This is a genomic window from Veillonella sp. Ser01 (assembly GCF_053850375.1).
In genome coordinates this window covers 202,933-215,886 of sequence record NZ_JBSPUA010000001.1, presented here as the reverse complement: position 1 = coordinate 215,886, position 12,954 = coordinate 202,933, and the positions used below count along the sequence as shown (strand labels likewise).

The 12,954-nt window shown below is 38.7% G+C and carries 12 protein-coding genes and 1 other annotated feature; of the genes, 1 reads left to right on the top strand and 11 read right to left on the bottom strand.

Annotated elements, in window-relative coordinates:
• Positions 1-63: 63 nt before the first annotated feature.
• The 3 genes from rplT to infC are packed head-to-tail and all read right to left on the bottom strand — an operon-like array spanning position 64 to position 1,198.
• Complete coding sequence (gene rplT, locus ACWTVK_RS01000) at positions 64-414, bottom strand: 50S ribosomal protein L20 (protein ID WP_005376311.1); 351 nt, start codon at positions 412-414, stop codon at positions 64-66.
• A 46-nt stretch (positions 415-460) separates the two neighbouring features.
• Complete coding sequence (rpmI, locus tag ACWTVK_RS00995; protein ID WP_004696338.1) at positions 461-658, bottom strand: 50S ribosomal protein L35; 198 nt, start codon at positions 656-658, stop codon at positions 461-463.
• Between the two features lie 21 nt (positions 659-679).
• Positions 680-1,198 (bottom strand): translation initiation factor IF-3, encoded by a 519-nt coding sequence (gene infC / locus ACWTVK_RS00990; RefSeq protein WP_005386139.1) that lies wholly within the window; start codon positions 1,196-1,198, stop codon positions 680-682.
• 469 nt (positions 1,199-1,667) lie between these two features.
• Between infC and ACWTVK_RS00985 the strand changes: the two genes are divergently transcribed.
• A complete protein-coding gene (locus ACWTVK_RS00985) occupies positions 1,668-3,161 on the top strand; it encodes a DASS family sodium-coupled anion symporter (protein ID WP_456045658.1) in 1,494 nt (497 codons plus the stop codon).
• A gap of 149 nt (positions 3,162-3,310) precedes the next feature.
• On the opposite strand, the gene ACWTVK_RS00980 is transcribed toward ACWTVK_RS00985, so the two are convergent.
• From ACWTVK_RS00980 to mltG, 8 genes are all read right to left on the bottom strand, one after another.
• Positions 3,311-3,868, bottom strand: a complete 558-nt coding sequence (locus ACWTVK_RS00980; RefSeq protein WP_456045657.1) for a MarR family winged helix-turn-helix transcriptional regulator — start codon at positions 3,866-3,868, stop codon at positions 3,311-3,313.
• A 572-nt stretch (positions 3,869-4,440) separates the two neighbouring features.
• On the bottom strand, positions 4,441-5,646 hold the full coding sequence (locus ACWTVK_RS00975) for an MFS transporter (RefSeq protein ID WP_105085857.1): 1,206 nt from the start codon (positions 5,644-5,646) through the stop codon (positions 4,441-4,443).
• Between the two features lie 115 nt (positions 5,647-5,761).
• Complete coding sequence (gene thrS, locus ACWTVK_RS00970; RefSeq protein ID WP_456045656.1) at positions 5,762-7,672, bottom strand: threonine--tRNA ligase; 1,911 nt, start codon at positions 7,670-7,672, stop codon at positions 5,762-5,764.
• Between the two features lie 74 nt (positions 7,673-7,746).
• Positions 7,747-7,979: a binding site (T-box leader), on the bottom strand.
• 247 nt (positions 7,980-8,226) lie between these two features.
• A complete protein-coding gene (locus tag ACWTVK_RS00965; RefSeq protein ID WP_456045655.1) occupies positions 8,227-9,216 on the bottom strand; it encodes a hypothetical protein in 990 nt (329 codons plus the stop codon).
• A gap of 61 nt (positions 9,217-9,277) precedes the next feature.
• Positions 9,278-9,553, bottom strand: a complete 276-nt coding sequence (locus ACWTVK_RS00960; protein WP_060923942.1) for a DUF4911 domain-containing protein — start codon at positions 9,551-9,553, stop codon at positions 9,278-9,280.
• A 96-nt stretch (positions 9,554-9,649) separates the two neighbouring features.
• Positions 9,650-10,891, bottom strand: a complete 1,242-nt coding sequence (locus ACWTVK_RS00955; protein WP_105085861.1) for a peptidase U32 family protein — start codon at positions 10,889-10,891, stop codon at positions 9,650-9,652.
• Entirely contained in the window at positions 10,891-11,499 is a 609-nt protein-coding gene (locus tag ACWTVK_RS00950) for an O-methyltransferase (protein WP_024066665.1), read from the bottom strand. The genes ACWTVK_RS00955 and ACWTVK_RS00950 overlap by 1 nt, the downstream gene beginning before the upstream one ends.
• A gap of 23 nt (positions 11,500-11,522) precedes the next feature.
• The gene (mltG, locus tag ACWTVK_RS00945; protein WP_456045654.1) at positions 11,523-12,929 is read right to left on the bottom strand and encodes an endolytic transglycosylase MltG; all 1,407 of its coding nucleotides are present in this window, start codon (positions 12,927-12,929) and stop codon (positions 11,523-11,525) included.
• Between the last annotated feature and the right edge of the window lie 25 nt (positions 12,930-12,954).

Genomic DNA, 12,954 nt, shown 5'->3' with positions numbered 1-12,954 from the left:
CATACTTTCACCATGCAAAAAAGGACCCTCCAAAGAGAGTCCTTAGTCTGTATTGTTATGCTATTAAGCGTTTTTAGCTACTTCAACAAGTTTAGCGAATGCTGCTGCATCGTTAACTGCCAAGTCAGCCAACATTTTACGGTTAACTTCAACGCCTGCTTTAGTCAAACCAGCGATGAAACGGCTGTAAGTTGTGCCATTGATGCGAGCCGCTGCGTTGATACGAGCGATCCACAATTGACGGAATTCGCGTTTTTTCGCACGACGGTCACGACGAGCGTAGTACAACGCTTTCATTACTGTTTCGTTAGCTTTTTTGAACAAACGAGAACGTGTACCGCGGTAACCTTTAGCTAATTTTAAAATCTTTTTATGACGTGCATGAGCTGTAACGCCTTTTTTCACTCTTGCCATTGTATATTCCTCCTAAATTACGATATATCGATCTAATAGTTAACGATTAAGCGTATGGTAAGCATTTAGCTACGCGTTTGTGGTCAGCTTTTGCAACCAATGTAGCTTTACGCAAATTACGTTTACGAGCTGGAGATTTTTTCTCAAGAATGTGGCTTTTGAAAGCTTTTGCACGCTTGAATTCACCAGTACCAGTTACTGCGAAACGTTTAGCCGCTGCGCGACGAGTTTTAATTTTTGGCATAATTATAATCCTCCCAAAACATTATTTACTTACTAAAATCATGGTCATGTTACGACCTTCTAATTTAGCTGCTTTTTCAATAGACGCTGTTTCTTTGAGTTCTTCAGCGAAACGTGTCAATACTGCCATGCCTAGTTCTGGATGTGAAAGTTCACGACCGCGGAACATGATAGTTACTTTTACTTTGTTACCTTCACCCAAGAATTTGGATGCGTTTTTCATTTTTACGTAAAAGTCATGGTCTTCAATATGTGGACGTAACTTAACTTCTTTTAAAGTTACGATTTTTTGTTTCTTCTTCGCTTCTTTCTCGCGTTTTTGTTGTTCATAACGATATTTACCGTAGTTCATAATGCGAGCTACTGGTGGTTTAGCGTTAGGTGCAATTTCCACAAGATCAAGATGCTTTTCTTCAGCTAATGCCAACGCCTCACGGCCAGACATGATACCGATTTGTTCGTTTTCAGGACCTACGACACGAAGTTCACGAGCACGAATCTCTTCATTAATGCGTGGTGTATCCTTGCTAATAGCGTTCACCTCCAAGAGAATAAAAAAAACGGACGGCAAACACCATCCGAATAGAGTTCTCTATATTAACCTCATACTTCATGGTATTAGGTGAGTGGCGGATGGCCTCTGCTTCATAAATTACTTAATTATAATAACAAATTGACTGGTGAAAGTCAACAAAAAATATTGAGCTTTTAACAATGAATTTGTTATTACAACTCTTATAGTATAACAGACATTATAAGTTCTGTATATAGGTATACTTACTGACACCGTTCTCTCTTTATGTATACAATATTCTTATAAATTATACAACTAATTCTATAGAAAATACGATACAATAATATTTATAGAATAGTCTAGCTTATATAGTTTACTTTATAGAATAATGTACTTTATAGGATACTAAACTTTATAGGATAGTCTAGTTTATATAGTTTACCTTATTTATTATTATACAGTAATAGGTATTACACAAATTGAAAGGAGTTTTATTATGAGTGTAACAACCACTGCCCCTCCTCAAAAGGCGCGTACAACTGCTCAAAATATTGGACTTATTTTATCCTTTATTGTTTTAGGCGGTATTTTATTATTGCCTACACCGGAAACATTATCTACCGGCGGTCATCGTATGATTGGTGTACTAGCCTTTGCCATTATCTTATGGATGACCTCAGCTGTTTCCTATCCAGTAAGTGCCACCATGATTACTGCACTTACCGCTTTACTATTAGGATTCTCACCGAATCCCGAAGCACCTGCTAAGGCGATGGGCACAGCCAATGCCTTGAAGCTTATCATTTCTGGTTATTCTTCACCAGCCATGATTCTTGTAGGTGCTGCTATGTTTATCTCTGTAGCTATGCGCAAAACAGGTCTCGATCGTCGTATTGCCATGTTAGTACTGTCTAGCGTTGGTACTAAGGTAAGTCGTATTTATTTAGGTGTTATTATTACAGGACTTATCCTCGCCTTCTTCGTACCCAGTGCAACAGCGCGTATTGCCTGCTTAGCACCGATTATCATCGGTATTGTTGAAAACTTAGGTATTGAACGTAAAAGCCGCGTAGCCGCTCTACTCATGGTAGGTGCCGTACAGGCCGATACGTTCTGGAATATTATGATTCAAACAGCTGCAGCTCAAAATCTTGTAGCAGTAGGTTTTATGCAAACACAGATGAATACATCTATTAGCTGGATAGATTGGCTCACAGCAGCGGCTCCATTCTCCATCATTATGGTTATCATCGCCTATTTCTTAACACAAGCATTAATTAAGCCAGAGTTCAAAGAACTTGTAGGTGGCGATGTACAGCTTGCTAAAATGCGCCAAGAAATCGGTCCTATGAGCATGGATGAAAAGAAACTGTTATGTATCTCTATCGGTCTTCTCGCATTGTGGGCTACTGGTGGCAAGCTACATTCTATCGATACAACAACTACAACAATTGTAGCTATCGCATTGTTCTTCTTCCCTAAGATTGGCATTATGGATTGGAAATTTGCACAGCCAAACATCGACTGGGGTTCCATCGTTATGTTTGGTGCTGGTATCGGCCTTGGATCTGTATTACTGAAAACAAAGGCAGCCACTTGGCTTGCTCAAGTATTCGTAAACGCCTTCTCCCTTGAAAGTGCCAGCGTATTCATCTTAATTGCTGTAATGGCGGCCTTCCTCATTGTTATCCACCTAGGCTTTGCATCTGCTACAGCTCTCTCCTCTGCCATGATTCCTATTGTAATTTCTATTGTAGTTGGACATAACGCAGAAGGTCTTAACCCAATCGGCGTAACCATGCTTATGCAATATTCTATCTGCTTCGGTCTAGTATTACCAGTAAACTCTCCACAAGGTATGGTAGCTTACGGTACCGACACATTCGACGTAAAAACATTTATGACTACAGGCATTCCATTGACTATTATTGGCTATGTAATGATGCTCGTATTTGCTCTTACATACTGGCACTGGATTGGTATAGCTTAAAACTAACTAACAAAACATCAAAATCCTGCAATTTCTTATTAACAAAAATTGTAGGATTTTTTGTTTTAACTGGTTAACTTACTCCATATCCCCACTTTATCTATTATGCTCACTCACTCTATCGCTTACTTCAATACTTACTCTATTTCTTACTCTATTTTTTCTGGACTAAAATGTCTAAGTATAAATGTTAGATCAGATTTAATATCACTCTTCTTATTTTTGCGCATAGCTGAAAACATATTACCTAATACTTTATCATGCACAACTTGTACTTCTTCAAATAAAAGCTTTCCTTCATAAGTTAAAGCAAGACTTTTAGATCGTCTATCAATTGAACACACACTACAAGTCAATAAACCTTTCTTTGTTAAATTTTTTACAACTGCAAATAAATTTCCATACGACACTCGTAACTCATCCACTATAAAGCCCAATGTTGGTTTACACGACGAAACATAGACAAACTCCAACACATTATATTGCATCGGTGTCAACCCAAAACATCTTAATACAGCAACCTCCTTATCATGAATCACCGTATATATACGCTCAAATAAAAACCATAACTTCTTATCCTCTGGCATAAATACATCTCTAGGAACTCTTTTGGCTAACTTTAACCGTTTACCGTATCGCATAGCTCGCTCTAATCGATTAAAACCTTCTTCACTCTCACTAACCTCACGTAATCGTAATCGCGCCAATAGACTCACTCCTTTACCATTTTACAAATTTTCCATACATAACCTATTTTCCAGATACTACCAGTTAAAAATATTTATTTTTAACTGGTAGTATCTCTAAATCAGCTTATATCTCCGCTTAGTAGAATTACTTTTAACTGATAGTATCTCTAAATCAGCTTATATCTCCACTTAGCAAAATTACTTTTAACTGGTAGTATCTCTAAGTCAGCTTATATCTCTACTTAGCAAAATTACTTTTAACTGGTAGTATCTCTAAAATGACTTATATCTGTCCTTAAAAATTATTTTTAAATGGTAGTACCAGCAAAATAATATAATTAATTAAAGCTTGCATTGTGTTTTTACATCAAAGTATGAATAACCAAAATAATATTCGACAAAGATTCTAAAACTCCTGCAAAATAACAGTATTATTCCGAATTACTAGAAATATAATTACAAATTAAAATACAAACAAAATTTAAATACAAGCACAAAAAAGCGCCGTCCGAAGACAGCGCTTAATGTAGTTAAATTATTTACTACTCTTATTTACTAGTTTTGTTTATTAATCTTATTTACTCGTTTTCTTATTCTAATTCCTTACCTTTAAGTTCAGGAATCAAGAATAGGGTTGCAAGAATATCAAGTACATAGATAATAGCTAGAAATGCAATTGCTACTTGGTAGGAGTACATAGAGATGATCATGCCTACTACCATTGGGCTAAAGCCGCCTACAGCACGACCGATATTAAATAGTACATTTTGAGCTGTTGCACGGGCAGTTGTTGGGTATGCTTCTGCCATCAAAGCACCATAGCCACCCATCATACCATTTACAGCAGCACCTAAGATAGCACCAGCAAATAGCATGGCAGTTGGATCAGATAGTTGAGAGTAGATTAAAATAGATGCTACAGCACATACTTGGAATAGAATGAATGTAGGTTTACGACCTATTTTATCAGCCAAGCGACCAAATACCCAAATACCGACCATCATGCCACATACAGTAACAGCAGTCCATAAACCGGATTTTGTGAGGGAGAAACCTAATTGCTTACTTAAGAAATTAGGTAACCAAATCATAATACCGTAATAACCAAAGTTTTGAACAGATGTTAAAATAGCAACACCAATGGATGTCTTTGTAGTTCTTACATCTTTTACTAATAACTTGAAAGAGTTTGTATGTGAATGCTCTTTATCTTCTTTACTTTGTACAAAGATTTCTGGTTCATGTAGTTTCGCACGGAATACCCAAGCAATTAAAGCTGGAATAATGCCAACCATAAACATACCACGCCATCCAATAATAGGAATGAGTAATGGTGTTAACAAAGCAGCAGCCAACACGCCTAATTGCCAACCTAAGGCAACGTAGCTTGTTGCTTTTGCACGATGTTGAGCAGGCCAAGCTTCAGCAGCGAGCGCCATACCAATACCAAATTCACCACCTAAACCAATACCTGCTATTGTACGGTAGATAAGAAGATCCCAATAGCCTTGAGCAAAAGCACAGAGGCCAGTAAATATAGCAAATAAAACAATCGTCCAAGTTAAAACGCGAACGCGACCAAATTTATCTGACAAGGTACCGAAGATGAAACCACCAAGTACGGCACCAACCAAGGTCCACGTCACAAGAGACCCCGCTTGACCTGTGGTCAAACCTAAATCTCCAGAAATTAGTGTCAGCATAAAGCCAAGAATTAAGAGGTCAAAACCATCCATAGCATAACCAATGGAGGAACCAATAACGGCTTTCCAGCCATATGAATTTACTTCTTTCATAGTATTTCCTTTCGCTACTCACAGGTAACAATTAAAGAGATAGCCCCCACTATACAAATGGCCAACGCCTAGACTTAAGTCTAATGAAAGGCTTTAGTATATGGGGGCTAAATATTTAGTTACGTTCTTTGATTTCGATTTTAATAGAATTGAAGAATTCTTCGAATGGTACAGAACCTAATTCGTCACCGCCGTGTTTACGAACGTTAACTGTGCCTTCTTCAACTTCTTTATCGCCTACCACAAGCATGTATGGAACTTTTGCCATTTGTGCTTGGCGGATTTTGTAGCCAATTTTTTCGCTACGATCATCCACTTCTACACGTACATAGTCGCGGTGCATTTGTTTTGCCAATTCTTTAGCATATTCAACATGTTTTTCAGAGATAGGTAAGATTTTAACTTGTACAGGAGCCATCCAAGTTGGGAATGCGCCTGCATAGTGTTCAGTTAAAATACCGATGAAACGTTCCATGGAACCGAAGCATGCACGGTGAATCATGATAGGACGATGTTTTTGACCATCTTCACCAATGTATTCGATTTGGAAACGTTCAGGCAAGTTCATATCCAATTGAATAGTACCACATTGCCATGTACGGCCTAAGGAATCTTCAATATGGTAGTCAAGTTTAGGGCCGTAGAATGCGCCATCACCAGGGTTAATTACGTAAGGAATACCTTTCGCTTCAATCGCATTACGCAATGCTTCTGTAGCCGCTTCCCAAATTGCATCATCACCCATTGCATTGTCTGGTTTAGTAGACAATTCTACATGGTATTTCAAACCAAATTGGCTATAAATGCGGTCGAACAATTCGATAACTTTCATCAATTCAGATTGCATTTGATTTGGCAACATGAATACATGCGCATCGTCTTGTGTGAATGCACGTACACGGAATAAGCCGTGTAAAGCACCGGACAATTCATGACGATGAACTAAACCAAGTTCAGCATAACGTAATGGGAAGTCGCGATAGGAATGCATTTCGTTTTGGTAAACCAAGATACCGCCTGGGCAGTTCATTGGTTTAATTGCATATTCTTCATCATCGATGATTGTAGTGTACATGTTTTCACGGTAATGGAACCAGTGACCAGATGTTTCCCATAATTGTTTATTTAAGATGATTGGTGTACGAATTTCTTCGTAATCGAATTCATGGTGAACTTCACGCCAGAAGTTTTCCAATTCGTTGCGAAGAGCCATACCTTTTGGTAAGAAGAATGGGAAGCCAGGACCTTCTTCTTTGATAACGAACAAACCAAGTTCTTTACCAAGTTTACGATGGTCGCGTTTAGCTGCTTCTTCAAGCAAGTGAAGGTATGCATCAAGTTCTTCTTTCTTTTCAAATGCTGTACCGTAAATACGTTGCAACATTTTGTTCTTTTCATCACCGCGCCAGTATGCACCTGCAATGCTTTGCAATTTGAAAGCTTTTACCTTACCAGTGGATGCTACGTGAGGACCTGCACAAAGATCGATGAAGTCGCCTTGCGCGTAGCAAGAGATAACAGCATCTTCAGGAAGATCTTCAATCAATTCTACCTTGTAGTCTTCGTTTTTAGATTTGAAGAACTCAATAGCTTCTTGACGAGACATTACAGATTTAGTGATAGGCAAGTTTTCTTTTACAATACGGCTCATTTCCTTTTCGATTTTGCCTAAATCTTCAGGAGTTAAAGTATGTTCCATATCGATATCATAGTAGAAACCTTTATCGATAGCAGGACCGATAGCCAATTTAGCTTCAGGCCATAAGCGTTTAACCGCTTGTGCCAAAATATGAGAAGCTGTATGGCGCAAAGTATGTTTACCACCATCTTCTTCGAATGTTAAGAAAGCTACTTCAGAACCATCTACGAGTTCTTCGCGAAGGTCTGTTAATTCGCCATTTACATTAGCAGCTAGGACTTTTTTAGCCAAGCTGTTAGATAATTGTTTTACTGCTTCCCCAAGAGTAGTGCCAGCAGCGTATTCCTTTGCACTACCATCAGGTAAAATGATTTTTACATCTGCCATTTTTCTTTCCTCCAATTTATTATCTAGGATAGACTGGATTTTTGTAATAAAAAAAGACCCTCTATCCCTACAAAACAAGGGACGAAGATCATTCGCGGTTCCACCCTAGTTAACTACCTATACAAATATATATGTATAGTTAATTCACTTCATTAAGCCCGATAACGGTGGCGGCCGTATTTGCCTACTTAGGTTCGACAAATCAGTTTAAAGGGGGTAACTCTGATATATGTGTAAGGCATTTCCAGCATCTGCCTCTCTCTGGTACACAGGGATATGAGAATCATGTCCTTTGCATAACTTTTACTAGATTATAGTATCACAGGGAATTAAAAAATTCAATACAGTTCAATAGTAAATTTCACAAAATCTATAAATTAAAGAAACGCCTTTAAACACACCATATAAAAACGGCCCGATATAACTGATATGTACCCCTTTACGGGTTGTCCATTAAAAGGGGTACATATCAAACTCGAGCCGTTTATTAAGATTATCATATATACGCTAAGCAATGTAGCTATACTACAGCTCACTGTACATGAGCTAGATTATTAGCGTTTGAAGTTTGTAGATAACATAGCGCCAATTACTTTTTCCAATTTGCTATTGGAAAGGTCTGGGCCTTTGTAGAGTGTTAAAAGTACATCATTAGAGTTATCTTGTTTGGATACCATCATAACGCCACTACCACGAGCACCGTTATCGTCGTAATCTTTTGCTACGATAACGAGGTTCAAGTAATGGTCCTTCATGTATGTGTACACTTTACTTGTACGGGCAGAAGAACCGATCATTTTTGCCATGCTCATACCACGGTTGAATACGATTGTATTTGCATTATGTGGGTTTGCCGCTAATTGTTGTTTTTCCTCTTCATTTAAAGGCATGAGATTCACCATGAGGGAATCACCCATTTTACCACGGAACATAGCTGGCATTGTTTCGCGCACGTCTTCAGGAATACCTGTGTCAGCAGTCAATTTTAATTCTTTAGGAACAGTCATGTATAGAACGCCCTTGCTATTGCGACCTACCTCTGTTGTACTGAGGTCTACAGCGCTAAGCATAATAGAATCTTTAATGGTTGCTACTTGATTTGCCAATGGCTTTTCAGGAATGCCACGGCTTGCCAATTGTACGTCACCAGATTTAGTTTTTTTCAAGGTTTCTACATTCCAGTTAGCACCTTTTTTGTCAGCATCGCTAGCCTCTGTGAAAGCATTCACCCCATCTTTTGTGCCTACATACACGTAAGTTTGAGCTGGAATAATTGTATCTGGCGCACCAGTTTTATTGAACGCTGCACCATATACAACATTAGGGATTACAGTGGAGCCAACTTGTAAATTATTGTTAGTTTGGCTTTCCACATCAAAGTTGATATTACCAGTGAAGGTCATATCAGGACTATGATTGATGACTACTACATCCCCTGCTTGAGGAATAATAACAGGACCTACAGGACCTGCCATAGCTACGCCTGCCATAGATACACTTAGACAAGCTGTTAATAATGCACGTTTCAACATAGATTGTTTCATAGATATACTCTCATTTCTCTACTAGGTCTAAACATTTTGATGTAATTATAAAAATATGATATTAATCCTCGATAGTGACATAGTCCGATAGACTACTTAATAATTCAATAGCCAAGGGCCGTGTTGAAGGTGTACACCTTAGCATACATCGTCCATTTACATCAATAGATGTCATAACCCCTAAGTATTCATAGCCTTCAATGATGCGATTGATATAGTTCGTATGCTTCGGTTCAAGATGAAAGTACACATACGCTTCTTCCCCAGAGGTTGCTAAATCTGGTACATCAGTAAATGCACCGATAGATTTACTCGGTTCTAAAGATGTACCACTCATAAGTCCTCCTACACATCATTACTATAAAATGTAAATGCTATACATGTCGCTAGTATAGGCATCCATTAGATATGTTTGTCGTTAATATACTACGTACTAAGCTTCTTTTGGTTTGCACTCACGGCGCATCATAGAGTACGGTTCAAGTGGTGTATCCATGTAGATGCGTACCTTCATTTGCGCATGAGGCGCTACGTCGATTGGGTTACCATCTTCGTCTGTCATTTTTTCAATTACAGTTTCAACGAGTTCACCTTTAGGTTGGCAGAATTCTACTTTATCCCCAACCTTGAAGTTATTACGTTGTTCAAGATCAACGTATTTTTCTTCTTCGTTGTAGCCCATAACTAAACCGATGAAGTCATGGCTTTGTGTATTAGTAGATTTACCATAGTTTTGAGCTGTTTCATCAGGACGGCCTTCTGCAAAACCATCTGTATATGGACGGTGAGAAATCTTTTCTAATTCTGCAATCCATTCTGGACGAACATACCAGTCTTTACCTTCTTTAAGATATGTATCGATAGCTGTACGGTATACCTTTGCTACTGTTGCACAATAGTGAACGGATTTCATACGACCTTCAATTTTAAGGCTATCGATACCAGCTTCATATAAATCAGGAATGCGGTGAATCAAACACAAGTCTTTAGAGTTAAAGATATATGTGCCATGTTCATCTTCTTCAATTGGATAATATTCACCAGGTCGGTTAGATTCCACAAGGGAGTATTTCCAACGACAAGATTGAGAGCATTGACCGCGGTTCGCATCGCGATTGCCTGTCATATAGTTAGACAATAGGCAACGACCAGAATAAGAAATACACATGGAGCCATGTACGAAGGATTCGATTTCAATATCTACATTGTCCTTCATTTCTTTAAGATCTGCTAAGGATACTTCACGAGCTGCTACTACGCGTGTAGCACCCAGTTCTTTCCACATTTGAACTGTATGCCAGTTTGTAGTGGAAGCTTGTGTACTTACGTGAAGTTCAAGTCCTGGAGCCACTCGTTTAGCAAGGCTAAAAATACCCATATCAGCAACGATAATTGCATCAACGCCGATACTTTCAAGGAATTTCAAATAATCCTCTAAGCCTTCAAAGTCCTCGTTATGGGGAATGATATTACATGTTACATGGATTTTCTTGCCATGAGCATGTACAAATTCTACCGCTTCCTTTAATTCCTCGTCGGAGAAATTAGAGTTACCTGCGCGCAAGCCAAAACGTTTGCCTGCACAATATACGGCATCCGCACCGTAGCGAATAGCCATTTTAAGCTTGTCCATATTACCAGCTGGACAAAGCAATTCCATAAAATGTTCTGCCATTATTTGTTGTGCCCTTTCCACACACTCACACTCATACCATCACCCATTGGGTAAATGGTGGTGTTAAACAATTCTTTATTTTCAACATACGTTAAGTATTCTTTTAACCGTTTTACGATAGTCTTAAACCGCTTTGGCGGCTCCTTATCGCCTCTTACATAGCCTCTAAAAAGTACATTATCCGCCAGGATAACGCCACCTTCTTTCACATGAGGCAAAATAAGTTCTAACTGTTTTAGGTATTGCCCTTTTGGCCCATCTAAAAACACTAGATCATATTCACCAGTGAGTTCCGTTAAGACTTGAGACGCATCACCTTTCAGTAATGTAATTTTATCGGCATAATCGGATTGGTTAATATAATATTTCGCCATTTCGTGACGCACATCATCTAATTCAATAGATGTAATGTGTCCCTCCTCTTTATCGAGTAGCGGAGCCATCAACAAAGCAGAGTAACCAATGGCGGTGCCCACCTCTAACACAGAGGTGGGCCGGTACAAACCTATTAATTCTTCAAAGAGATGAACCTCAGATTCTCGTAGAATCGGTACATCATTAATCATCGCGTAAATACGCTGTTCATTTAAAATATCATTTAATGTCATGAAAGTAGATTCAATCTCCTACATTATTTATTGCTATTACCACTAGGAATTACCAACGTAGAACGATCCACAGATTCAGCTGGCTTTACTTCAATATGAGGTACTTGTTGTGTACTTGGTACAACATTTTGCATAGATTCTGGAGCAGGTGTTGTAGTTGGTACATAAGAGTTAGAACTAGATGATTGAGTTGCTGGTGCAGATTGAGCTGGTGCTTGTGGAGCTGGTGTTGGTGCTGGAATTTCAGCAGCTGGAACCGTTGTTGGTGTATATTTGTACGTAGGTTCCACATTAACATATTGAGAATCTGCTTCCACCGCTTCTTCAGAGCTGTAATTGTAGTTAGGCTCTGTCGTTGCCACAGCCACGTCATAGTTAGGACCAGCTTGTACTGCGGCCCCTGTATTAGAGGATGTAGCCGTATCATTACCATAGATTTTATGAACTTCCGCTAAATGTTCTTCATATGTTTTAGAGAAGTGGTTATGTCCATCTTTATCTGCTACAAAGTATAAATAATCTGTATCTTCGGAATGCAAGACTGCATCTAATGCTTTTTTACCAGGATTTGCAATTGGACCAGGTGGCAAGCCTTTAGATACGTATGTATTATACGGGCTTTGTAATTGCGTATCACCAATAGTTACATCTTCTTTTGCATAACCAAGTACATAGGAAATTGTCGCATCAGATTGCAATGGAATACCATGGGCTAACCGTTTTTTAAATACCCCTGCAATTGTTGGACGATCTGCATCAAATAAAGATTCACGTTCAACAATGGATGCCAATGTTACAAAGTCATGAATACTCATGTGTTGAGCTTGAATTTGTTTCTTCACAGCCGGTGTGAGGTAACGATTCATTTCGTCAGCCATCATTTGAATCACTTCACGTGGCGTTGCACCTACTGGAATTTCATAAGTACTTGGGAATAAGAAGCCCTCTACCGGATATGTAGCAGGTCTTGTACCTTTCATATAAGGATATGGTACAAAGGTCTTCGCTTCTGCTAAGAAATCCTTTGCCTTCATAATTTGATTTTTTTCAAGAACGATAGCAATATCACCAACTGTGTATCCTTCAGGAATTGTAACACGAATAGATTCTACATGACCTTCTTGTAATAAAGAAATGAGTTCGCGCACAGTTACCTTGTTAGGAATTTGGTAGTGACCAGTTTGAAGTTTATCATTGGTGCCGCTCAAATATAACCAAAGCTTAAAGCCTTGTGTGGAACGAATAAGACCTCGTTCATAGAGCATGTCTGCAATTTCAGTGCCAGTCTGCCCTTTTTCGATGACAAGTACTTGTGTACCATCATCTTGAGCAAAGGTGTTTGGCACTAAATAAATCACTCCCAAACCACCGGCGATGATTAATACGCCTACAATAATAAGGATTAAAATATATCTTAAGGCTTTTCTCACGACGTTGAGTTCCTTTCTGTAACAT